Raw genomic sequence first — 23,146 nt, forward strand, 5'->3', positions numbered from 1 at the left:
AATTCGAAACGTTTTACATATGGCATTTGTCTTAAAACTGGTGCACTATGTTGGGGTCAGTTTCAGAATGATTTTTGCTGCAACGCAATAATGCGTGTGACGGGGGAGCGTTGGAAACAGATGCACTGAGCCTGGCGGTCGTCATGCAGAGACGTCCGCTCAAAAGCCGCTGGCAACCGTATCAGTGGCAACCTGCAGAAGTGGTAGTGTCACCCTGGGTACGCGATGGCGCGCCCAGGTGCCTGCACGACGATCCGTCCGACACCCGCTGGCTGTATACCGGATTCGAACTTCGCCTGTATTCCGACGAGGCGGAGGGGTATTTTCTGAATCTCGATTCGCGGGCGCCATGCTGGTTCGTCATGTGGCGCATGGACGAGGTCAGCGAGCTCGCCGTGCCGCAGTTGGTAACGCTCTCATATAACGAAGCGGCGCGCATGATGGATGGCGGGGAAATGGTCGACACCCTCCCGGCGCCTTCCTATATCGTGCGGCAGCTCGAGACTTTCGTGCAGGAGTTTTACCGCCCGGAGCCGAAGCGCAAGCGCCGCAAACCCTCGTTCGAAGGCGGGGCAGGTGTGCAGCAGATGGCGGAACAGGAGGGCTGGCGCCGTGGCCGCTGAAACCTTCTTCGCGCGCTGGTCGCGGCGCAAGGCGGAAGCCGTGCAGGCTGAAGCTGCCGCGCCCGAGGCGGTCGAGGAGGTTCAGACTGAAGTTCCGCAGCCCACGCTGGAGCAGGTGGCCGCACTGACCACCGCCGATGACTTCACGCCCTTCGTTGCGCGCGGCGTCGACGAGACCGTGCGCAGGGCGGCCATGAAGAAGCTGTTCTCCGATCCGCACTTCAATGTGATGGACGGGCTGGATACCTATATCGAGGACTACAACAAGTTCGTGCCCATGACGCCGGCCATGATCGCGGCGCTTAATCATGCGAAGGACTTGCTCAATCCGCTGGCGGCGATTGAAAGGGAATGGGCGGCCAGCAAGGGGGCGTTGCCGTTGCCGCACGCGGACGGTGCGACGCCAGGGCAGGATGGGGCGCCTGATGGCCAGGCCGTAGCGGAAGCCGGGGACGACAAGGCGGGCGAGGCGCCGGCCGTCGCGGGGGACCCAGCGGAGCAGGACGCAGCGGGTGTCGACAATCTCCAAGCCACAAGCCAGGAATCCCATGACCACGCGAATCAAAGTCTGTAACTGCAATCACACGATGCCGGTGGACGGTGCGGCGCTGGGCGCTGCGCTGGGCGAGGAAAATCTGCCGGTCGCGCACCAGTTGTGCCGCCGCGAAGTCAACAGCTACCTGGACACGCTGGAAGGCGCCGAGCGCATCGTGGTGGCCTGCACCCAGGAGCAGCCGCTGTTCGAGGAACTGGCGGAGATGAAGGAAACGGTGGCGCCGCTGCGCTTCGTGAACATCCGCGAAACGGCCGGCTGGAGCGCCGAAGCCGCGCATGTGACGCCGAAGATGGCCGCGCTGCTGGCGGCAGCCCGGCTGCCCGACCCCGAGCCTGTGCCGGAAGTCGAGTACCAGTCCGAAGGCCGCGTGCTGCTGACCGGCCCCGCCGAACGCGTGCTGCGCTGGGCGAAGCGGCTGGACCATCAGCTGCAAGTGAGCCTGCTGATCACCAGCGGCGAGGGCGCTCTGACGGGACACCAATGGCCTACCTGGACCGGCGCCCAGCCGAGCATCGAAGGCTGGCTTGGCGCCTTCAAGGCCAGCTGGCAGCAGGCCAATCCCATCGATCTCGATCTGTGCACCCGCTGCAACGCCTGCATCAAGGCCTGTCCCGAGAACGCGATCGGGCTGAACTACCAGATCGATCTCGACGCCTGCAAGGACCATCGCGCCTGCGTTCAAGCCTGCGGCGCGGTCGGCGCCATCAGCTTCGAGCGCCGCGACACGCAACGCAACGCGGAATTCGACCTCATAATTGACCTGCACGAAACGCCGCTGCTGCGCATGCACCAGCCGCCGCAAGGCTATTTCGCGCCCGGCGCGGACGAAGCCAAAGCCGCGGAACTGGCGCTGCAACTGGCCGAGCTGACCGGCACCTTCAGCAAGCCGCGCTTCTTCGCCTACAAGGACAACATCTGTGCCCACAGCCGGAGCAAGCAGCCCGGCTGCAACGCCTGCATCGACATCTGCTCGGCCGAAGCCATCAGCGCCGACGGCGACCATATCAAGGTCAACCCGCAGCTGTGCGCAGGCTGCGGCGCCTGCACCACGGTGTGCCCGTCCGGCGCCTTGAGCTATGTCTACCCGCGCACGTCGGACCTGGGCGTGCGCATAAAGACTATGCTGGGCACTTACGCCAAGGCAGGCGGCAAGCGCCCGGCGCTGCTGCTGCATGGCGAAGGGCAGGGTACGGAACTGATTATGCAGCTGGGCCAACTGGCCGGCGCCGGCGCCGCGCAAGGGCTGCCGGCGCGCATGATGCCGCTGTCGCTGCACCACGTGGCATCGACCGGCATCGACGTCTGGCTGTCCGCCGTCGCTTATGGTGCCTCCAATGTGTTGCTGCTGGCGGCAGGTGACGAAGCGCCGCAGTACCGCGAAGCGCTGGCAAAGCAGATCGACATCGCACAAACCATTCTCACGGGCCTGGGCTATTCGGGCCAGCACCTGCAGTTGCTGCAGGCGTCGAACGCGCCGGAACTGGATGCCGCGCTGCGCCGCATCGAAGCAGGGCAAACGCCCGAGCTGGCGGCCAGCTTCGATCTGGCCGCCCTCAAGCGCAACACGCTGGACTTCGCGCTCAGCCACCTGCTGGCCCATGCACCGCAACCGCAGCAGGAACTGGCGCTGCCGCAGGGCGCGCCCTTCGGCACGCTGGACGTGAACAAGGATACCTGCACGCTGTGCATGGCCTGCGTCGGCGCCTGTCCCGAATCCGCGCTGTCGGATAATCCCAGCCTGCCGCAGCTGCGCTTCACTGAAACGAACTGCGTGCAGTGCGGCCTGTGCGAGCACACCTGTCCGGAAAACGCCATCACGCTCACGCCGCGCCTGCTGCTGACGCCCGAAGCGAAGCAGGCGCGCGTGCTGAACGAGGCACAGCCCTATCACTGCATCCGCTGTCAGAAGCCTTTCGGTACCCTGCAAATGGTGGAAAACATGGTCGCCAAACTATCCGCCCACGGCGCCTTCGCCGGCAACCTGGACCGGCTGCGCATGTGCTCCGACTGCCGCGTGATCGACATGATGGAGCCGGCCAGGGAAGTCTCGATCTTCGAGGTGAAACGGTGATGAACGAGATGCCATTGCGTTTCGAGCACGCGGACGGCGGCGAGGAATCCGCCCGCGCCGAGCTGTATGCCGTGCTGGCGATGCTGTTCTACGCGCCGCCCCTGCAGGACTTGCTGGACGAGATCGGACCGACGCCCGTCGAAGGCGAGGGCATCCTCGTCGATGCCTGGCGCGGACTGCAGACAGCCTGCCGCGAGACGAGCGCCGAGATCGTGCGCGACGAATACGAGACGCTGTTCATCGGCGTCGGCAAGCCGGAGGTCTTCCTTTATGGCTCTTATTACCTGACCGGCTTCATGATGGAAAAGCCGCTGGCCCAACTGCGCACCGACCTGGCACAGCTTGGGCTGGAACGTGTCGACGATATGCCGGAAACCGAAGACCACTTCGCCGCGCTGTGCGATGTGATGCGCTACCTGATCACGTCGGAAGAGGTGCTGCATGGCAGCATTGCAACGCAGAAGGAGTTCTTCGCGACACACATCCAGCCCTGGGCTGACCGCATGTGCAACGCGATCCTGGCGCATCCGCAGGCACGCTTCTACGCCTCCGTGGCCAGGCTGGCGCAAGCCTTCGTTTCGGTTGAAATGCAGGCATTCGACATGTGCTGAATTTATATGCTAATGTAAATTAATCATCTTTTAAAGCAAGGCATCTTCCTACGAGGAGAAGACGATGTCCACGCAATCGAAGAACGGCCGCCGCACGTTTTTTGCCGGATTGGGCGCAGTCGCTGCCGCCGGCGTGGCCGCCAGACTGGCCTCGCGCCCCAGCGAGCCTGAAGCTGCACCGGAACCGGCCGATCCGCCGGGCCCGGGCTACCGGGTCACCGAACATATCAAGAAGTACTACCGCACCACCAAAATCTGAAGCGGGAGGAGGACATCATGCTCTTGACGCGTAAAGGGCCTGCGGGCCAGCGTTCGTCCGGACGTTTTGCGGCCAGCCTGGGCGACAGCCTGTCGCGCGCGCTGCCGACCATGGACCGCCGCGCATTCCTGAAACGTTCCGGCATTGGCGTTGGCGTCGGCCTGGCGGCCACCCAGTTCCAGCTGGTGCGCAAGGCGCAGGCCAAGGATGAAGCGGCGGCCGGCGCCAAACAGGTGGTGCGGCGCACCGTGTGCTCGCACTGTTCGGTGGGCTGCGCGGTGGACGCGGTGGTCGAAAACGGCGTCTGGGTGCGCCAGGAGCCGGTGTTCGATTCGCCCATCAACCTCGGCGCCCACTGCGCGAAAGGCGCGGCGCTGCGGGAGCATGGCCACGGCGAGTACCGGCTGAAGTATCCGATGAAGCTGGTGAACGGCAAATACCAGCGCATCAGCTGGGATACGGCGCTGCAGGAAATCTCGCAGAAGATGCTGGACATCCGCAAGGCCAGCGGACCGGATGCGGTGTTCTTCGTCGGCTCGTCCAAGCACAATAACGAGCAGGCGGCGCTGCTGCGCAAGTTCGTGTCCTTTTTCGGCACCAATAACTGCGACCACCAGGCGCGCATCTGCCACTCCACCACGGTGGCGGGCGTGGCGAACACCTGGGGCTACGGCGCCATGACCAACAGCTACAACGATATGCAGAATGCCAAGGCGGCCATGTATATCGGCTCGAACGCTGCGGAAGCGCACCCGGTCTCGATGCTGCACATGCTGCACTCGAAGGAAACCGGCTGCAAGATGATCGTGGTCGATCCGCGCTTCACGCGCACTGCCGCCAAGGCCGACCACTACATCCGCATCCGCTCCGGCTCGGACATCCCCTTCCTGTACGGAATGCTGTGGCATATCTTCAAGAACGGCTGGGAAGACAAGAAATACATCAACGACCGCGTCTACGGCATGGACAAGGTGCGCGAGGAAGTCGCCAAATGGACGCCGGACAAGGTCGAGGAAGCCTGCGGCGTGCCCGAGGCGCAGGTGCTGCTGGCCGCGGAGACGATGGCGAAGAACCGTCCCTCCACCGTGGTCTGGTGCATGGGCCAGACGCAGCACTCGATCGGCAACGCCATCGTGCGCGCTTCCTGCATCCTGCAGCTGGCGCTGGGCAATGTGGGCGTGAGCGGCGGCGGCACCAATATCTTCCGCGGCCACGACAATGTGCAGGGCGCGACCGACGTGGGCCCGAACCCCGACTCGCTGCCGGCCTACTACGGCCTGGCCACCGGCGCCTGGAAGCACTGGTGCGCCGTTTGGGGCGTGGATTACGAATGGGTGAAGAGCCAGTTTGCCTCCCAGGCCATGATGGAAAAATCCGGCACCACCGTGTCGCGCTGGGTCGACGCTGTGCTGGAAAAGAATGAGCTGATCGACCAGGACAGCAACGTCAAGGCCATGTTCTTCTGGGGCCATGCGCCGAATTCGCAAACGCGCGGCCTGGAAATGAAGAAGGCCTTCGACAAGCTGGACATGCTGGTCGTGATCGATCCCTACCCATCGGCCACCGCGGCCATGGCGGCGATGAAGGTGGAAGGGCAGGAGCTCAATCCCAACCGCACCGTCTATCTGCTGCCGGCAGCCACCCAGTTCGAGACTTCCGGCTCGGTCACGGCTTCCAACCGCTCGCTCCAGTGGCGCGAGAAAGTGATCGAGCCGCTGTTCGAATCGCGCACCGACCACATGATCATGTACCAGCTGGCCGAGAAGCTGGGCTTCGGCAAGCAGCTGGTGGCCAAGCTGAAACTGGTGCCGGGCAAGGGCGGCATGATGGAGCCGGAACCGGAATCGATGCTGGAAGAGATCAACCGCGGCAGCTGGACCATCGGCTACACGGGTCAATCGCCGGCGCGCCTGAAGGCGCACATGCGCAGATATGCACATGTTCGACGTGAAGACGCTGCGCTGCAAGAGCGGCAAGGACCCCGTGACCGGCTACGACCTGACCGGCGATTACTTCGGCCTGCCGTGGCCCTGCTATGGCACGCCGGAGATGAAGCATCCCGGCTCGGCCAACCTGTACGACAACAGCAAGCACGTGATGGACGGCGGCGGCAACTTCCGCGCCAATTTCGGTGTGGAGAAGGATGGCGTCAACCTGCTGGCCGAAGACGGTTCGCATTCGCTGGGCGCGGACATCACCACCGGCTATCCGGAATTCGACCATGTGCTGATGAAAAAGCTGGGCTGGTGGGATGAACTCACCGACGACGAGAAGAAGGCGGCCGAAGGCAAGAACTGGAAGACCGACCTCTCCGGCGGCATCCAGCGCGTGACGATGAAGGTGCACGGTGTGCACCCCTTCGGCAATGCCAAGGCGCGCGCCGTTGTGTGGAACTTCCCGGACCCGGTGCCGCTGCACCGCGAGCCGCTGTACGGCACGCGGCCGGACCTGGTCGAGAAATACCCGACCCACGACGACAAGAAAGCCTTCTGGCGCATGCCCACGCTGTACAAGAGCATCCAGCAGAAGAATGTGCAGGAAGGGCTGGCGAAGAAGTTCCCATCATCCTCACCTCCGGCCGCCTGGTCGAGTACGAGGGCGGCGGCGAGGAAACGCGTTCCAATCCGTGGCTGGCCGAGCTGCAGCAGGAGAACTTCGTCGAGATCAACCCGGTGGCAGCCGAAGCGCGCGGTATCCGCAACGGCGATTATGTGATCGTCTCCACCCCGACCGGGGCGCGCATCAAGGTGAGGGCGCTGGTGACGCAGCGCGTCGGCCCGGATACGGCCTTCATACCGTTCCACTTCTCCGGCTGGTGGCAGGGCAAGGACATGCTCGAGTGGTATCCGGAAGGCGCGGCGCCTATCGTGCGCGGCGAAGCCGTGAATACGGCTACAACCTACGGCTACGATTCGGTGACCATGATGCAGGAAACCAAAACGACTATCTGCAATATCGAACGCTTCAACGCGTGAGGGGACGGCCATGGCTCGAATGAAATTCATCTGTGACACCGAGCGCTGCATCGAGTGCAATTCCTGCGCCACCGCGTGCAAGAATGAGCACGAGGTGCCGTGGGGCGTGAACCGGCGCCGGGTGGTCACCATCAACGACGGCATCGTCGGCCAGGAAAAATCGGTGTCGGTGGCGTGCATGCACTGCTCGGATGCGCCCTGCATGGCGGTGTGCCCGGTGGACTGCTTCTACCGCACGGACGAAGGCGTGGTCCTGCACAACAAGGATGCCTGCATCGGCTGCGGCTACTGCTCGTATGCCTGCCCGTTCGGCGCGCCGCAATTCCCTTCCAACGGCACCTTCGGCCTGCGCGGCAAGATGGACAAGTGCACCTTCTGCGCCGGCGGTCCGGAAGAAAACGGCTCGCAGGCGGAGTTCGAGAAGTATGGGCGCAACCGCCTGTCCGAGGGCAAGCTGCCGGCCTGCGCGGAAATGTGCTCGACCAAGGCGCTGCTGGGCGGCGATGGCGACGTGGTGGCCGATATCTTCCGCACCCGCGTGATCACGCGCGGCAAGGGCAGCGAAGTCTGGGGCTGGGGAACGGCATACGGCAAGCCGCAGGGAGGCAAATCATGAAAACGATCGTGATCGTGGCGGCGGCGCTGCTGCTGTCCGCCTGCGGGGACGTGGACCAGTCGATGACCGGCACCAAGGTCAGCCGCGGCGACGACCCAGCCTACAAGGGCGCGCACAACCAGTACATGGCCAAGGGCTGGGAAGCGGGCAACAAGGACGCCTGGAACAAGCAGATCCGCGAGCGCGGCCAGCTGCAGAACGAGTATGTGAAGACCAACCGCTAAGGGAGGCGCATCATGCAACGATGGCTTGCAATCCTCGCGCTGAGCTGCGCGGCGCTGGCGGCGCCGCTGGCCGTCGCGGCCGATACGCCTGCGCCGGCAAAGGCCGCCACGCCGCCCGAAGTGGCCGATCCGGCCAGGCGCGGTGCGGACAATGCGAAAGGCCCCGGCGCCGAAACGCCCGGTCCCACCGCTCCCGGCCAGGCGCTGAAAGGCCCCGTGCCCGACCCGCGCTCGCCCGGCGCGCCCTATGTGGAATCGGTGGACATCCTCAAGCAGAACCAGGCCGAGCGCACGGCCACCCAGCCGGGCAACAATGCGCCGACCTGGCGCCTGGTGAAGTCCGGCGTGGAAAACTATGCCAGCCTACCTTACCGCGAGGCGGGCATCCTGATCCAGCCCAAGGCGCAATATCCCTTCCAGAACGTCCCCACCACGGCCGGCGAGGCGTGGCGCCGCTTCCGCAATGGGCCAATGACCATCATCGGCGGCTGGCTGATCCTCCTCACAATCGTCGCGCTGGCGGGTTTCTACCTGATCAAGGGCGAGATCAAGCTGAAACGCCCGCGCACGGGCCGGCTGATCGAGCGCTTCACTTCCGTTGAGCGCATCGCGCACTGGACCACCGCGATCAGCTTCGTGATCCTGATGATTTCGGGGCTGACCATGCTGTTCGGGAAGTTCGTGCTGATGCCCGTCATCGGCCACTCGCTGTTCGGCTGGCTGACCTATGCGCTGAAGACGCTGCACAATTTCGTGGGGCCGCTGTTCACCATTTCGCTGGTCGTGACCTTCATCATCTTCGTCAAGGATAATTTCCCCAATGCGGCGGACGTGAAATGGCTGTTCACGCTGGGCGGAGCGCTGAGCCACGGCCACGCCAGTTCGGACCGTTTCAACGCCGGCGAGAAGCTGTGGTTCTGGGGCGGCATGACGGTGCTGGGCCTGACGGTCAGCGCCACCGGCTTCATGCTGGACAAGCTGGTGCCCAACCTCGATTACACGCGCTCCCTGATGCAGGACGCGAACCTGATCCACCTCGGCGCGGCCGTGCTGATCATGGCGTTCAGCCTGGGCCACATCTACATGGGCACGATCGGCATGGAAGGCGCCTACCGCGCCATGCGCGACGGCTATGTGGACGATGAATGGGCGATCGAGCACCACGATATCTGGTACGACAAGATCCAGAAAGGCGAAGTGCCGCGCGTGCGCACGCAGGAAGGCGCCGCCGTAGTGGGAACGGCGCCCAAGACAGTTTGAGGAGACAGCGATGAACAAAGCACTGTGCGCCGCACTGGCGCTGGCAGGACTGGCGGCACTGGCTCCGGCGGCGCAGGCCAAGCTGCCCACGCCCAGCGAAGAGCAGAAGGCCGCCGCGGCGGCGACCAAGGACAAGCAGGCGTGGACCGACAAGGTGGCCGCCTACAAGCTTTGCCTGGTGCAGGACAAGGTGGCCGCCAGCTACTTCAAGAACAAGGGCGCCGCCGCGCCGAAGCCGACGGTCGCCGTGCCGGCTTGCGCGGACCCTGGCCCCTATGTCGCGCAGGTTGCGGCCACCCAGGAAGTGGGCGTGGCGGACTCGAAGCCGGTGCCCGAAGCGGGCGCCAAACAGCCGCCACCACAAAAGAAATGACCATGCCATACCGCCCCTACATGACGAATGCCAGCGCGCCGCTGACGCGCGAGGTCGAAGTGCTGGACGAGAAAGGGCGCAGCTCCCTGATCTCGATCCCGGCCGAGCGCCCGCTGACCGTCTACGTCGACAAGCGCGAACTGGTCACCCTGATGACGTTGGGCGGCGCACCCGAGCTGCTCACGTTGGGCTACCTGCGCAACCAGCGCCTCGTCGATTCGCTGGAAGACATCGTTTCGATCACCGTCGACTGGGAAGTCGATGCGGTCGCCGTGCAGACCCGCAATGGCATCGCCGACGTCGAAGCGCGCACCTCGAAAAAAGTCGTCACTACTGGCTGCGGGCAGGGCTCCGTATTCGGCGGGCTGATGGACGAGATCGAGAAAATCCACCTGCCGCCGGAGGCGCGGCTGTCGCAGGGCACGCTGTACCGCATCGTCGATACCATCCGCACCCAGCAGTCGATCTACAAGCAGGCCGGTTCCGTGCATGGCTGCGCGCTGTTCAGCGCCGAGGGCGAGCTGTTGTGGTTCGTGGAGGATGTGGGCCGCCATAACGCCGTGGATGCGATCGCCGGCATGATGTGGCTGGAAGGGATGGAAGGCGGCAACAAGGTGTTCTACACCACGGGCCGCCTGACCTCTGAAATGGTCATCAAGGGCGCTCAGATGGGTATCCCCTTCCTGTTGTCCCGTTCAGGGACGACGCAGATGGGGCATTTGGTCGCCGAACAAGTCGGCATGACCCTGCTGGCGCGCTGCACCGGCAAACACTTCATCCTGTTGACAGGCAAGGAGCGGCTCATCTTCCAGACTGAACTGGCCGAGGTGCTGCGCTTCGCCTGAAAAAAAACCCGCCGCAGCGGGTTGCCACTGGGGAAGTGGTTGCGGCTTAGCCGAGCTTGTCGTTGGACTTGCGGCGGGCGGTAAAGCCCAGCAGGCCAACGCCAACCAGCAGCATCGCATAGGTTGCAGGTTCCGGAACCGGTGCAGCCAGGTTCAGGTTACCGGCGTAGGAACCGCCCATGCCAGCGATGGCGGTGGAACCGGTCACGGTGAAACCATAGTTGCCGCTCATCAGCGCGTCCAGCGGATAGAACTCAATGCCGGCCGAGGTCGAGAAGCTGGTGCCCAGGTCGGTATGGGAAGTGTCCGCATTCACCTTGAAGAAGGTGATGTCGGTGATGCCATAGTTTGCCAGACGTGCCGAGTCGATCCAGGTTTTACCCACGACAGCGGTGCCGCTTGCATAGCTGGCGTTCGTATCGACGGAGAACAGATAAGTGTCGATAAAGTCGCCCGGCGTAGCGTGCAGGCTACCGAAAGTGGTATTGCCCGCTGCATCGAAGGTCAACGTGGTCTGTGCGCTGGCACCCGCGGCAGCGAGCAGTCCAGCAGTACACAGGAGAGTACCGGCTACCTTGCTAAATAACGCTTTCTTCATGTTAATACCCCTTGAAAATCGTGTTGTTGTGTTACGTAGTAGCGCTTGTTGCAGATGTCGGCAGCGGGATATTGCAGATTTTTACTTTCTATGGCCTATAGAAAATATCAACCTTTCCCATCTGCTAACGCTGCAAATATATCCCACAGTGTCTAAAAAATAATTCATTAATGAAGTGTGTATGTACGCCTGCGGACATAAGGCCGAGCGCTTTCCGGGGCACGCGCAAATTAAGCAAAACGTCAAGGGATAAATTTTTCCGTGCGGCCGAGTCCGTATAATCCCGGCATGGACATTCATTCTGATGAGCTGAAGACTTTCGTCACCGTGATCGACAGCGGATCGCTGAGCGCGGCTGCCGTACACCTGGGCCAGACCAGTTCCGGCGTTAGCCGGGCACTGGCGCGGCTCGAAGAAAAATTACAGACATCGCTGCTGACGCGCACCACGCGCCGCATGGAGCTCACCGAGGAGGGTCAGCTTTTTCTGGTGAAGGCTAGGACAATTCTGAGTGCGATGGAAGAAGCGGAAGAATCGATACGCATGCGGCGCCAGCAGCCTGCCGGCCGCCTCAGCGTGGATGCGGCTTCGCCCTTCATGCTGCACTGTGTGGTGCCCCATGTGGCCGAATTCCGCCAGCTGTATCCGGAAATCCGCCTCGAGCTCACCAGCAATGACCGCATCGCGGATCTGATCGAACACCGTACCGATATCGCCATCCGCATCGGCACGCTGAGTGATTCGACGCTGCATGCGCGGGCGCTCAGTTCGAGCCCCTTGCATGTGCTTGCCAGCCCGGCCTACCTGGCCCGGCGCGGCGTGCCGCAAACGCCGGAAGACCTGGCGCAGCACGGGCTGCTTGGCTTCTCGGGCTATGAGCTGGGCAATCAATGGCCCTTGCGCCATAGCGAAGGCAATACGCTGGCGATTGCGCCGGCACTCGCTGCTTCGAGCGGCGAGACCTTGCGCCAGCTGGCGCTGGAAGGGCAGGGCATCGTGTGCCTGGCCGATTTCATGACGCGTGACGATATTGCGGCAGGCCGCCTGGTCAAGGTACTTGAGCCGTTCTATACCGGTTTCCGGCAACAGATACACGCCGTCTATTACCGCAACACGCAGCTGGCGCAGCGTATCAGCTGCTTCCTCGATTTCCTCCAGCAGAAACTGTAGGCGCGCACCTACGCTATCTCGAGCCGTACCGGCAGCCTTTATGTTCGAAGGCGCACGGTAGGTTGAGCCCCTGCGACCTAAGATGAAACTGTGATCGACGCGAATGCAATTCGAACCAAGAACGAAGGCAAGACGCTCATCCCGGGTAAGCCGGTCACCCCAAGTTCCGGCACCAGAATTCAGGCTAATAACCAACACCAATATGGGAGGCCATCATGACTCAGGCTAATCATCCATCCAAGTACGTAGTGCGCGAATATCTTGAACGCCGCTCGCAGGAAGTCAAACCGCCACCGACCCCGGAAGAAATCCGCCGGCAACTCGGCTGGGGCCTGATGATGTTTGACCAGAAGATGGAATCAGGCAGGTCCTAGCGCGTACCCCCGCATCACCAGCCAGTATGGAAACCCGCTGCCGCCATCAGCGGGTTTTTTTTCGCCGTTCGCTGAATTCCGCGTCATTCACCGGCCGCCTTCCGCCATTCGCCGAAAAGCCGTTTTCTCCCGTCGCCGGCCCCGTTACATTAGCGTCATGACATCAACGGGGAGGCAGCAATGAGCAAAGAATCACAGGAAATGCGCCGCCAGATGATCTGGGGGATCCTGATCATTTGCGTGGGTGTGGTGTTCCTGGTGGGGCACAACGACTGGGTGGAGCTGAGCCGGTTCTGGCGTTACTGGCCCTTTGTTGTGATCGCTTTCGGCATCAATAACATGATCCCGCCGACCACGGGCAAGCGCTTCATGGACGGCGTGTTCGAAATCTCCTTCGCACTCTGGTTCTACGTCTCATTCGAGCATATCTGGGGACTGAGCTTCCGCAACAGCTGGCCCTTCCTCGTCATCATGGCGGGCGTGAGCCTGGTCGTGCAGCCAATTGTGATTAAATACTTCGACAACAAGAAGGAGATGTAAATGAGGTCTCAGCGCCAACGCAGCACGGCTGCGCAGATGATCATCGGCTTTGCCGTGATTTTCATGGGCTTTGTCTTCCTGCTCGATAACCTGGGCTGGATCGATATCGATTACAACCTGCAGTTCTGGCCCGTGATCCTGATCGTGGCGGGACTGCTGAAGATTTCGCAGGCGAACTCGGAGCGCGGCTCGATTGTGGGCGGCATCCTGCTGCTGATCGGCACCGTCTTCATGCTGCAGGGCTTTGGCTGGTTTTACCTGAGCTGGCGCGTGGTGGCGCCGCTGCTGATCATCGCCGCCGGCCTGATGGTCGTGTTCAAGTCCACCCGCAAGCACGCCACGCCGGATAGCGATGGCGTGATTGCGGCCGACGATGGCGACGGTGCGCTGAACCTGACGGCCATCCTGGGCGGCTTCAAACGCCGCGTAACCAACCAGAACTTCCGCAGCGCCGAGATTACCGCCATGTTCGGCGGCTGTGACCTCGACCTGCGCGATGCCAACATCGCCAGCGAAGCCGTCATCACCACCTTTGCCCTGTGCGGCGGGATCACCATCAAGGTGCCCGTCGACTGGACGGTGGAAATGGAAGGCACGCCGATCATGGGCGGTTATGACGAAAAGACCGCCGTGCCGAAGGATACCAACAAGCGCCTGATCGTGCGCGGCTACGCCATCATGGGCGGCGTGGAAATCCGTAACTGATGCAGGGCGCGCTGACAAGCCGCGGCGCCGCGCTGTACCTGCTGGTCTGGCTGTTGCTGGGGGCGGGACTGGGCGGCGTGGTTGCCGTGATGGCTCCCGGGCCCTGGGTCTATGCGATGGTGCTGATGATTCCGGCCACACTGGTGTTCTCGGTGGGCGCCGGTTTCTCCGCTTATTACCTGTGCCGGTCCAATCCCCTGGGGGAACGTTCGCCTGCCGCGATCCTGCTGTCGCTGTCCACGGCGGCCGTGCTGGCGGGCTTTATGTGGGTGGGCATCCTGCAGGGCTGGAATGCGGTCGGCAGCGTATTCGGCACGGCTGTGACGGTGAGCCCTTCGCTGACCGCGCTCCTGTTCGCGCTGGGCGTTCTGCTGTATGGCTTGCTGGTGGCGGTAAACTATCTGGTGGCGGAAGCGTCGCGCGCGCGCAATGCGGAGCGGCGCGAGCTGGAATCGAAGCTGATGGCGCGCGACGCGGAATTGCGCATGCTGCGCACGCAGATCGACCCGCACTTCCTGTTCAACAGCCTGAATTCGATCAGCGCGCTGACGTCGATGGACCCGAAAGGGGCACGCGAGATGACCTTGCGCCTGTCCGATTTCTTCCGCCAGAGCCTGGGCATGGATGCGCACAGGAAGGTCACGCTGGAGCAGGAGATGGCGCTGAACCGGCATTTCCTGGCCATTGAGAAGGTGCGTTTCGGCGAGCGGCTGGTACATGAGGAAGCGATCGAGAAGGGAGCCCGGGACTGCCTGGTGCCGCCGATGATTGTGCAGCCGCTGGTGGAGAACGCCGTCAAGCACGGCATCGGCCAGTTGCCGGAGGGCGGGCTGGTGCTGGTGGCGGCGTGGCGCAGCGGCTCGCGGCTGAAGATCACGGTGAGCAATGCGATGGACGAAGGCGCGCCGGCGCGGCGCGGCAATGGGCTTGGCTTGCGCAATGTGCGCGAGCGCCTGTCCTGCGCCTATGGGCACGAGGCGAGCGTCGAGTGGAAAAAAGAAGATGGCCGGTTCATTGTGGAGATCACGATGCCAGCCGAGACAAACGAGGACTAAATGCGGATCATCATCGTCGACGACGAAATGCTGGCGCGCGGGGTCATGCGCGAATACCTGGCCGCGCATGCGGACGTGGAGATCGTGGCCGAATGCGCAAACGGCTTCGAGGCCGTGAAGGCGATCACGGAACTGGAGCCGGACCTGGTGTTCCTCGATATGCAGATGCCCAAACTGGACGGCTTTGAAGTCGCCGAACTGGCGGGCGGCAAGACGCGCTTCATCTTCGCCACCGCCTTCGACCAGTATGCGCTGAAGGCTTTTGAGGTCCATGCGCTGGATTACCTGCTGAAGCCTTTCAGCCAGCAGCGGCTGGACCAGGCGCTGGCCCATGCGCGCGCCAGCCTTGCCGCTGGTTCCGGCCAGCGCGACGCGGAGGCCGCCGCGGTGTCGGCGGCGGCGCGCGATGTCGCGGCCACGCGCGTGCGTCCGGCCGAGCGGGTGCTGATCCGCGACGGCGCACGGGTGCATGTGATTCCGGCCGAGAAGATCGAATACGTGGAGGCGCAGGACGACTATGTGCAGATCCATTCGGATGGCAAGGCCTACCTGAAGAACCAGCGCATGGCCGAACTGGAAGAGCAGCTGGATGCGGACAAGTTCATCCGCATCCATCGGTCTTATCTCGTGAATATCGAATGCGTGGCCCGCATCGAGCAGGCCGGCAAGGATAGCCACCAGGCCGTGCTGCACGACGGGACACGGCTGGCGATCAGCCGCAGCGGTTACCAGCGTATCCGCGCCGTCATGCAGTAGGCCTTACTTCACCCATTTGGCGGGCTGCAGGCGCGCCACAACAGGCTGGATCTTGTCCAGCCTTGCTGCGCTGCGGCCGGAGTAGCCCAGTACGATGTCGGCAGCGCTTGCGCTCCAGTCGAAGGGGCTGCCGCCGTTGCCGCCGCCGCCCAGGGTGCGGCCGTCGCTGAGCGTGAACAGCAGCCGGTCGACCCGCGCCCCGGAGCGGCCATCGATGCGCGTCACGAACTGGCCTGGAAGGACGGTCAGCGCCTGGCTCAGGCCCCCGCCGCCGCCGCCGTGATCAGTGGTCCAGGCATTGCCGTCGGCGTCCTGGTAGCTGGTGATCAGCCTGTCGATTTCGGCGCCGCTGCGCAGTTGCAGGGCCGAGATGCGGGTCTGCTTCTGCAGGTAGGTGTTGATGTTCACATCATCGAAGGGATCGCCGCCATCGCCGCCGTGCGCGGCCACCGGCACGATCTGGTATTGCAGAATGGGCGTGCCCAGCTGCAGCGAAAGCAGGGCCGGGCGCTGGAAGTTAGCCGTGGGGTCGTCCACGAAGGTCGCGATCTGCGTATTGATGGCGGTTTCGTCTTTCTTCGATTCGTCCAGCCCTTCCTTTGCCTTGCCATCGCCGTTGTAGCCGCGGTAGAAGGCATACAGCTTTTCAATCCACAGCAGCTGGTTCTTCAGCTCGACCACCCTGGCCAGCGAGGTCGCCAGCCCCGGCGTAAGGTTGGTGCCGACGAAGTAGTCGCGGTTCTTCGCGATTGGGCCGAAATCGTTGATCTCGTTGACGTGCTCGTAGCCCGTGCAGGCAAAGGACAGGATGGCCGGCGCGTCGATGGGCAGGCTGGGGAAGGCCAGCGCGTATGCAATCAGCTCGTTGGGGTTCGGTAGCCTGGGATTAGCGATGCCGGCCACGTTCTGGCTGAACGAAATACGGGTGTGCGAATTTTTCGTGACTTTGTCGATCTTGCTCTGGAAGTCGCCGCCAATGGTGCCGAAATCAAAGATGCCGTTGGCTGCCAGTTCTGCCTTGATGCTCATCTGCTCTTCGCGCGACTGCGTATAGAAGGTATAGACGGCGTAGTACTCGGCGCCGGTGGTTAGCGAGGACATGAAGGAATCGCCATAGCTGCGGAAGAATTTCTTCAGCTGCTCGTTGCCGGAAGGCGGGCTGACGCCATCGCGCAGGCGGTAGGCGTTGGCGGTATCCGTTCCCTTCACATGCCTGGAGTGCACGACGATATTCAGGCTGTGCATGGTGAGGCTCAGGTTCTGCACGAACTGGCTCTTTTCATTCACGCTGCCGAACGGCCCGAAGCCGACCGAGATGGACTGCGAGATATCGAGCGCGCGGTACAGCGATTCCACGTCTTCCGTCACGTGATAGACGACGCTGCTGATGCCGCCCGTCGTTACGAAGGAGCCTTGCACGGCGGTAGAAATTCCGGAGCCGGTAACGGTGTCGCAACCCTGGAACAGGCTGGCGGGAGGTGGCGGGGCGATGAAGCTGCTGGACTTGAACTCACGCGAGGTAGGGACTTCATTGTTGACTGTCATGATGATCGTTCTCCCATTGGTTTTGGAACCTCGATAGGGACTGCAATGGCACAGTCTAGTAACTCATCGGGCGCTGACAATCTCCAATTGTCACGGCCGGATCTTTTAATTTTGGCAGGCAGCCCAATGCCTGCAACGTGTCGTGGACAGCGCCATCCAGCGGCGTGTGCGGCTCGGGGCCGCCCAGTGCGGCTAGCAAGGCGCTGTTATCCATGCGGATTTCGCGCTGCCACAGGTAGCGCATTTCAAGCAGCTCACGGAACACGGTGACGAAAGGCGACAGGGCAATGAACAGCCACCACGGCGCGGCGCGCAGCATTGGCGCGCGTCCGGACTGCGCCTGCACGACGCGGCTGATGGCGGCGGCCATTTGCGTGCCGTCGGCGTCCCAATGCCCCGCCATGTGATAGCGGGCGAACAGCGGCAACGCGTCGCCTCGCTCGGCGAGGAGGAACATGGTCTCGGCCAGGTCGGGCAGGTAGGCCCAGTGATGCCCGACGCCGGGCGTGGCGGGGTTGCTGATGCTGCGCACCGGCCGGGCGGGCCGCACCAGGCCCTGGGCAAACCAGTTGTTGGCGTCGCGAGCGCCGAAGAAATCGCCGGCGCGCACGATCAGCACCGGTACGTCATGCTCGGCCGCCGCGCGCTCGAGGCGGCGCTCCAGTTCCACGCGGATGGCGCCCTTGCGCGTGAGCGGCCGTTGCGGCGCATTCTCGGCGATGGGCGCGCCGGCCTCGGCGTCGGGAGCATAGTTGTACAAGGTGCCGGGCAGCAGGATGCGGGCGCCGGATGCGCGCGCGGCGGCAATCGTGTTGTCGATCATCGGCAGCACCAGTTGCGCCCATTTCTGGTAGCCCGGCGGGTTCACGGCGTGCACGATCAGCGACACGCCCTCCGCCGCCGCGACGACATCCTCGCGCCGCATGGCGTCGCCCTGCAGCCATTGCAGGCCGGGGCGCGGCGCCTGCGCGGCTGCATTGCGGTTCAGGGCCTTTACCTTCCAGCCGCCCGCCAGCAGGCGTTGTGTGAGCGCGCCGCCAATGCCGCCGGTGGCGCCGAGTACCAGTGCAGTTCTGTTCATGGTGAATCCTCCTTTGCTGCGCATTGTGCGCCGTCGTAGGGTTAAAGAAAATTGGTTAGAATGGCATGGTCGCTATTCAAAAATGCATAGGCCATGGATGAACCGAACTGGGACTGGTACCGCAGCTTTCTGGGCGTGATGGACGAGGGATCGCTGTCCGCTGCGGCGCGCGCGCTGGGCATGACGCAGCCGACTGTCGGCCGCCACATCGATGCGCTGGAGCAGGCGCTGGGCCTGGCGTTGTTCACCCGCGCGCATGACGGCTACACGCCGACCGAGGCGGCGCAGCAGCTGCGTCCCTATGCGGCCACGCTAGCGTCCAATGCGGCGGCGCTGCGGCGCGTGGCGAGCAGCCATGGGCAGGCCGGCGAGGTGCGCGGCACGGTGCGCATCACCTGCAGCGAAGCGGTTGGCGGCGAAGTGCTGCCATCCATCCTGCGCGACATGCGCGAGGCGCATCCGGCGCTGTCGGTGGAGCTGTCGCTGTCCAACCGCGCAGGCAACCTGCTGCAGCGCGAGGCCGACATTGCGGTGCGCATGTTCCGGCCCACGCAGGAAGCGCTGGTGGCGCGCCATCTTGGCACCGTGGAACTGGGCTTCTTCGCGCGGCCGGAGTATCTGGAGCGTCACGGCACGCCGGCCTCGGCGCGCGAGTTGCAGAAGCGCACGCTGATCGGCTATGACCGCGAGAACGATTACACGCGCAAGCTGCGCCGCAGTTATCCGGCGCTGGAGGGGCTGCACTTCGACGTGAAGGCGGACAGCGATCTGGCGCAAATGGCGGCCATCCGCGCCGGCGTCGGCATTGGTATTTGCCAGGCGCCGCTGGGGACGCGGCATGGCCTGGTGCGCGTGCTGCCGCGCGCCTTGTCGATACCGCTGGAGTACTGGCTGGTGATGCACGAGGACTTGCGCGACAACCCGCGCTGCGCGGCGGCCTTTGTGGCGCTGGGCGAAGGGCTGTCGGCCTACGTGTCACAGGCGCGCTAGGCGCCGACCTTCCACCAGGCCGGGAACAGGGCCTGGATTTCCGGGCGCATGAAGCGGTCGTCGATCAGGTGGACGGTGCCGCGGTCGGTGGTGGTGCGGATCACGCGTCCTGCCGCCTGCACGACTTTCTGCAGGCCCGGATACAAATAAGTGTAGTCGTAGCCGGCGCCGAAGATGGCGTCCATGCGTTCGCGGATCTGTTCATTGATGGGGTTCACCTGGGGCAGGCCAAGCGTGGCGACAAAGGCGCCGATCAGGCGCGCGCCGGGCAGGTCGATGCCTTCGCCAAAGGCGCCACCCAGCACGGCGAAACCGATGCCGGCGCTGTCGTCGCTGAAGCGGGCCAGGAAGGCGGCGCGCTCGGCTTCGTCCATGCGGCGCGACTGGCGGAACACCGGCACCTGCGGGAACTGCTGTTCGAACAGGTTCGCAACCTTTTCCATGTAATCGAAGCTGCTGAAGAAGGCCAGATAGTTGCCGGGCTGCTGCCCGTACTGTTCGCCCATCAGCTTTGCGATCGGCGCAAGCGAGCGGTCGCGGTGCTGGTAGCGGGTGGAGATGTGGCCGGCCACCTGCACGTCCAGCTGCTCGGCGGCGAAGGGGGATTCGACGTCGATCCAGGCGGTGTTCGGCGGCAGGCCGAGCGTGTCGGCGTAGTAGTTCCAGGGACTGAGCGTGGCCGAGAACAGGGCCGTGGCGTGGGCGGCTTCGAAGCGCGGCTTGAGGAAGGGCGCGGGCAGGATGTTGCGGATGCAGAGTACTGAACTCGCTCGAGTGCCGCTGCCCTGCTTCGTGATGTCGAACAGCGAGTGTTCGGCGAAGCTTTCCGCCAGGCGGGCGAAGAGCAGGCCGTTGAAGTAGAAGTCCAGTACCTCCGCGTCGAACCAGGATGGGTTTTCGGCCATGTAGTCGCCGATTTCCGTCGTTGCCGTCTGCAGCGCGTTCATGAACTTGTCCGGGAGTTCGCCGTAGCTCCTGTATTCCTCTTCCTGGTCTTTTTCCAGGGCGTTCCATTGGCGGTGGACGCGGTCGAGCGGCTTTTTTAGTGCCTCCGGCGCGGACTTGCGCAGGAACTTCAGGCCGGTGTGGCTCATTTCGGCGCTGTACATCTGCCTTGCCCGGTTGACCATATTGTGCGCCTCGTCGGCCAGCACGGCGACCTTCCAGTCGTTCATTTGCGCAAGGCTGTAGAGCATGGCGCTCAGGTCGAAGTAATAGTTGTAGTCGCCGATGATCACGTCCGCCCAGCGCACCAGTTCGGACTGCAGGTAATAGGGGCAGACGTTGTGTTCCAGCGCGATTGCGCGCACCGTCGCGCGGTCGAGCAGGCGGCCCGGCGCGGCCGGGGCGATCGCGGCGGCGCGGGCGGCGGGGAGGCGGTCGTAGAAGCCGGCGGCGAGGGGACAGGATTCGCCGTGGCAGGCTTTGTCCGGATGTTCACAGGCGGTGGTCTTGGCGGCCAGCTCGAGCGCGCGCAGGGGCAGCAGCGGCGCGCTGCGCTGGATGGTGTCGACGGCGCCGAACGCCATGGCGCGGCCGCTGGTTTTGGCGGCGAGGAAGTAGACCTTGTCCAGCCCATGCTCGGCGGACGCTTTCAGCAGCGGGAACAAGGAGCCGATGCTCTTGCCGATCCCTGTCGGCGCCTGTGCCAGCAGCGAGCAGCCGCGCGCGCTGGTCCTGTACATCGCTTCGGCCAGCTGGCGCTGGCCCGGACGGAAATCGGCGTGCGGGAAGCGCAGCGTGCGCAGCGCAGCATCGCGTGCCGACCGGTGCGCCAGCTCCTGCTCGGCCCAGGCAACGAAGGCAGAACACTGCTGCTCGAAGAAGATGCGCAGCGCGGCAGCGTCGGCATCCTCAGTCAGCAACGTCTCTTTTTGCGAAGCGATGTCGAAATAGACCAGGGCCAGGCGCACAGAGGACAGGCCACGCGCGGCGCACAGCAAGTGGCCATAGACCTTGAGCTGCGCCCAGTGCAGGTGACGGTGGTTGGCCGGCTGGCGCGCCAGGTCGCCGCGGTAGGTCTTGATTTCCTCCAGCTGGTTCTGGCGGGGACAGTAGCCGTCGGCACGGCCGCGCACCGACAAAGGACCGAACGAGCCGGAGAGCGAAATCTCGCGCTCGTAATCATCGGCGCGGCGCGACGCGACCAGGGCGTGGCCGGCGATGCCCTCCTGCGCCGTCGGCGTAGGCGTAAAGCGCAGGTCCAGGTCCCCCTGCTTGGCCGTGAACTCGCACAGCGCGCGCACTGCAACCGTATAGCTCATTCCGCCCACTGCAAATAGCAAACGGACACCGGCATCGCGTGCTCAGCACAGTAGTCGATCCAGCGCAGCTGGTTATCCTGCAGACGGTCGCCGGGGCCCTTCACTTCGACCATGTTGTAGCGACGCTCGGCGGGCCAGAACTGGATCAGGTCCGGGAAGCCGCTGCGGTTGGCCTTCACATCCTGCAGGATGCGTTCGAACCATTTACGCAGGTGGGCGGCGGGAATGCAGTCCAGGGCGTGGCCGAGCAACTCGTCGTCAAGCACATCCCAGTAGACGAAGGGCGACTGGAGGCCGTCCTTCAGCGCGCGATTGGCCAGGATGGTGGAGCGGTAACGGCCATCCTCCAGCTGCGCGAAGCAGGACGCGAACAGCGCAGCGCGCCGCTGCTGGAAGTCGGCGCTGTGCAGGTCGGCCGGCGCATGGTGGAAGGGATGGAAGAAGGCGCCGGGAATGGCGGCAAAGATCGCGTCCCAGCACAGCAGGCCGAAAAGCGAATTGGCCAGCGCATTCTCCACGTAATAGCAGGGCACGTCGTCGCGCCACAGATGGTCACGCACCACGCCCTCCACCCACCAGGCTTCGGCGGGCATGGGCAGGCTCAGGTCCAGCCGCTCGACGGCCGTGCGCTTGTGCGCCGGCTCGCGCATATGACCGAGCTTGCGGCGCAGCCGCGGCGCCATGCGCAGCAAGGCCTGGCGCTCCGCCTCGCTCTCCGGCGCCGCCTGGGCGCGCTGCAGCCATTCATAGGCGAGGCCGAAGCGCTCGTCCTTCTCCAGTACGCGGATGGCGCGGGCGCGCGCGCCCGGATAGCCGCATTGCTCGTACACGCTGAAGGCGGCCGGCCAGTTGGACAGCTTTTCCAGCTGCTGGCCGATCTGGAACTGCAGCTTGTGGCGGCGGCTGTGCAGCCACTCATTATCCGGCGACGGCGGCGGCATGTCCGCCAGCACGGCCAGCGGGTCTTCGCCATCGGCAAAACGCTCCCGGCAGGCGTGCAGGGCCAGGTATTCGTCAATGTCGCGGCGCGAACGGAAGCCGCGCGCGGACGGCGAAAACTCCACCTTCTCATAGCGGTAGATGCCCAGGTCGGACAGCACGAATTCCGACCAGTCCTGGTGATAATTGCCGAAGAAGATCAGGCGCAGGCGGTCGCACAGGGGTTTCGACAGGATGCGCCAGGCGCGGTCCGGCGCCGCTTCACCGCACCAGGCGGAAAAGCGGTGTTCGCCGTCGTGGCGTTCGCGCAGCGCTTCCAGCTGCTCGGCCTTGCGCGCCGAACGTTCATGGCCGGCGAGGGAGAAAACGGCGACAATCTCGGGCTTCTGCAGCAGCTCGAACAGTTCATCCAGGGTAACGAGCGGATCTTCGTCCAGCCAGCCCTCGGCGGCCAGCGGCGCGGCGGCGGAAACGGTGCAGCCGATCTCCGGATAACTCAGCTTGGACGCGCGGAACAGCTCCCCCTTGCGCATGACCATGCGCACGAACAGGGCGCGGGAGGGCTGGGGCAGGGCGGGGAAGCGCTGGAGAAAGGCGTTCTCATCATCATTGAGCAGATCGCTGTAGCGCTCTCCGATCCACTGCAAGACCTGGTGAAAGTTGTCCAGGTAATAAAACGGGTTTTCGAGAACTCTGATCATCGGGGGCGAAGCCGG

Annotated in this window: 22 protein-coding genes and 1 pseudogene; 18 read left to right on the forward strand and 5 right to left on the reverse strand. The window is 63.9% G+C overall.

Going from position 1 to position 23,146, the window contains the following annotated elements:
* The first annotated feature begins 143 nt into the window (after window positions 1–143).
* The 11 genes and pseudogenes from ACHMW6_RS11995 (at window position 144) to ACHMW6_RS12045 (ending at window position 10,413) form a co-directional block, all read left to right on the forward strand.
* Window positions 144–623, forward strand: coding sequence for a DUF3305 domain-containing protein (locus ACHMW6_RS11995; protein WP_395407314.1), 480 nt, complete (start codon window positions 144–146; stop codon window positions 621–623).
* Entirely contained in the window at window positions 613–1,197 is a 585-nt protein-coding gene (locus tag ACHMW6_RS12000; RefSeq protein ID WP_395407315.1) for a DUF3306 domain-containing protein, read from the forward strand. Before ACHMW6_RS11995 ends, ACHMW6_RS12000 begins: the two co-directional genes overlap by 11 nt.
* Window positions 1,172–3,250 (forward strand): 4Fe-4S binding protein, encoded by a 2,079-nt coding sequence (locus ACHMW6_RS12005; protein ID WP_395407316.1) that lies wholly within the window; start codon window positions 1,172–1,174, stop codon window positions 3,248–3,250. The genes ACHMW6_RS12000 and ACHMW6_RS12005 overlap by 26 nt, the downstream gene beginning before the upstream one ends.
* A complete protein-coding gene (locus ACHMW6_RS12010) occupies window positions 3,250–3,861 on the forward strand; it encodes a molecular chaperone (protein WP_395407317.1) in 612 nt (203 codons plus the stop codon). Before ACHMW6_RS12005 ends, ACHMW6_RS12010 begins: the two co-directional genes overlap by 1 nt.
* 64 nt (window positions 3,862–3,925) lie before the next feature.
* Window positions 3,926–4,120 (forward strand): hypothetical protein, encoded by a 195-nt coding sequence (locus ACHMW6_RS12015; RefSeq protein WP_395407318.1) that lies wholly within the window; start codon window positions 3,926–3,928, stop codon window positions 4,118–4,120.
* A gap of 17 nt (window positions 4,121–4,137) precedes the next feature.
* A pseudogene (locus tag ACHMW6_RS12020) lies at window positions 4,138–7,095 on the forward strand (formate dehydrogenase subunit alpha).
* Window positions 7,096–7,105: 10 nt separating this feature from the next.
* Window positions 7,106–7,711: a formate dehydrogenase FDH3 subunit beta gene (gene fdh3B, locus ACHMW6_RS12025; protein WP_395407319.1), complete on the forward strand. Its 606-nt coding sequence runs from the start codon at window positions 7,106–7,108 to the stop codon at window positions 7,709–7,711.
* The gene (locus ACHMW6_RS12030; RefSeq protein WP_395407320.1) at window positions 7,708–7,935 is read left to right on the forward strand and encodes a hypothetical protein; all 228 of its coding nucleotides are present in this window, start codon (window positions 7,708–7,710) and stop codon (window positions 7,933–7,935) included. Before fdh3B ends, ACHMW6_RS12030 begins: the two co-directional genes overlap by 4 nt.
* Window positions 7,936–7,947: 12 nt before the next feature.
* Window positions 7,948–9,195 (forward strand): formate dehydrogenase subunit gamma, encoded by a 1,248-nt coding sequence (locus ACHMW6_RS12035; RefSeq protein ID WP_395407322.1) that lies wholly within the window; start codon window positions 7,948–7,950, stop codon window positions 9,193–9,195.
* A gap of 10 nt (window positions 9,196–9,205) precedes the next feature.
* On the forward strand, window positions 9,206–9,568 hold the full coding sequence (locus ACHMW6_RS12040; RefSeq protein ID WP_395407323.1) for a hypothetical protein: 363 nt from the start codon (window positions 9,206–9,208) through the stop codon (window positions 9,566–9,568).
* A 2-nt stretch (window positions 9,569–9,570) separates the two neighbouring features.
* Window positions 9,571–10,413: a formate dehydrogenase accessory sulfurtransferase FdhD gene (locus ACHMW6_RS12045; protein ID WP_395407324.1), complete on the forward strand. Its 843-nt coding sequence runs from the start codon at window positions 9,571–9,573 to the stop codon at window positions 10,411–10,413.
* 46 nt (window positions 10,414–10,459) lie between these two features.
* Here ACHMW6_RS12045 and ACHMW6_RS12050 read toward each other — a convergent pair whose 3' ends face one another.
* Window positions 10,460–11,011: an FxDxF family PEP-CTERM protein gene (locus tag ACHMW6_RS12050; RefSeq protein ID WP_395407325.1), complete on the reverse strand. Its 552-nt coding sequence runs from the start codon at window positions 11,009–11,011 to the stop codon at window positions 10,460–10,462.
* 288 nt (window positions 11,012–11,299) lie between these two features.
* Between ACHMW6_RS12050 and ACHMW6_RS12055 the strand changes: the two genes are divergently transcribed.
* The 6 genes from ACHMW6_RS12055 to ACHMW6_RS12080 all read left to right on the forward strand — a co-directional run bounded on the left by ACHMW6_RS12055 (window position 11,300) and on the right by ACHMW6_RS12080 (window position 15,611).
* Complete coding sequence (locus tag ACHMW6_RS12055) at window positions 11,300–12,181, forward strand: LysR substrate-binding domain-containing protein (RefSeq protein WP_395407326.1); 882 nt, start codon at window positions 11,300–11,302, stop codon at window positions 12,179–12,181.
* A gap of 215 nt (window positions 12,182–12,396) precedes the next feature.
* Entirely contained in the window at window positions 12,397–12,555 is a 159-nt protein-coding gene (locus ACHMW6_RS12060) for a hypothetical protein (RefSeq protein ID WP_395407327.1), read from the forward strand.
* Between the two features lie 180 nt (window positions 12,556–12,735).
* Window positions 12,736–13,095 carry a LiaF transmembrane domain-containing protein gene (locus ACHMW6_RS12065; RefSeq protein ID WP_395407328.1) on the forward strand — a complete coding sequence of 120 codons (360 nt, stop codon included), beginning with the start codon at window positions 12,736–12,738 and terminating at the stop codon, window positions 13,093–13,095.
* On the forward strand, window positions 13,096–13,800 hold the full coding sequence (locus ACHMW6_RS12070; protein ID WP_395407330.1) for a LiaF transmembrane domain-containing protein: 705 nt from the start codon (window positions 13,096–13,098) through the stop codon (window positions 13,798–13,800).
* Entirely contained in the window at window positions 13,800–14,855 is a 1,056-nt protein-coding gene (locus ACHMW6_RS12075) for a sensor histidine kinase (RefSeq protein WP_395407331.1), read from the forward strand. The genes ACHMW6_RS12070 and ACHMW6_RS12075 overlap by 1 nt, the downstream gene beginning before the upstream one ends.
* On the forward strand, window positions 14,856–15,611 hold the full coding sequence (locus ACHMW6_RS12080; protein WP_395407332.1) for a LytR/AlgR family response regulator transcription factor: 756 nt from the start codon (window positions 14,856–14,858) through the stop codon (window positions 15,609–15,611).
* A gap of 3 nt (window positions 15,612–15,614) precedes the next feature.
* Here the strand turns inward: ACHMW6_RS12080 and ACHMW6_RS12085 are convergent, their stop codons facing one another.
* Both ACHMW6_RS12085 and ACHMW6_RS12090 read right to left on the reverse strand, forming a co-directional pair.
* A complete protein-coding gene (locus ACHMW6_RS12085; protein ID WP_395407333.1) occupies window positions 15,615–17,156 on the reverse strand; it encodes a jacalin-like lectin in 1,542 nt (513 codons plus the stop codon).
* Between the two features lie 55 nt (window positions 17,157–17,211).
* Entirely contained in the window at window positions 17,212–18,237 is a 1,026-nt protein-coding gene (locus ACHMW6_RS12090) for an NAD-dependent epimerase/dehydratase family protein (protein WP_395407334.1), read from the reverse strand.
* A 93-nt stretch (window positions 18,238–18,330) separates the two neighbouring features.
* Here ACHMW6_RS12090 and ACHMW6_RS12095 point away from each other — a divergent pair, with 93 nt between their 5' ends.
* Complete coding sequence (locus tag ACHMW6_RS12095) at window positions 18,331–19,227, forward strand: LysR family transcriptional regulator (RefSeq protein ID WP_395407335.1); 897 nt, start codon at window positions 18,331–18,333, stop codon at window positions 19,225–19,227.
* Here the strand turns inward: ACHMW6_RS12095 and ACHMW6_RS12100 are convergent.
* Together ACHMW6_RS12100 and ACHMW6_RS12105 are read right to left on the reverse strand one after the other, a co-directional pair.
* On the reverse strand, window positions 19,224–21,491 hold the full coding sequence (locus ACHMW6_RS12100) for a helicase C-terminal domain-containing protein (protein WP_395407336.1): 2,268 nt from the start codon (window positions 21,489–21,491) through the stop codon (window positions 19,224–19,226). The genes ACHMW6_RS12095 and ACHMW6_RS12100 overlap by 4 nt on opposite strands.
* Complete coding sequence (locus ACHMW6_RS12105; protein WP_395407337.1) at window positions 21,488–23,131, reverse strand: VRR-NUC domain-containing protein; 1,644 nt, start codon at window positions 23,129–23,131, stop codon at window positions 21,488–21,490. The genes ACHMW6_RS12100 and ACHMW6_RS12105 overlap by 4 nt, the downstream gene beginning before the upstream one ends.
* Window positions 23,132–23,146 lie beyond the last annotated feature (15 nt).

The sequence above is a fragment of the Pseudoduganella sp. UC29_106 genome, from assembly GCF_044055365.1.
Taxonomy (GTDB): Bacteria; Pseudomonadota; Gammaproteobacteria; order Burkholderiales; family Burkholderiaceae_D; genus Rugamonas.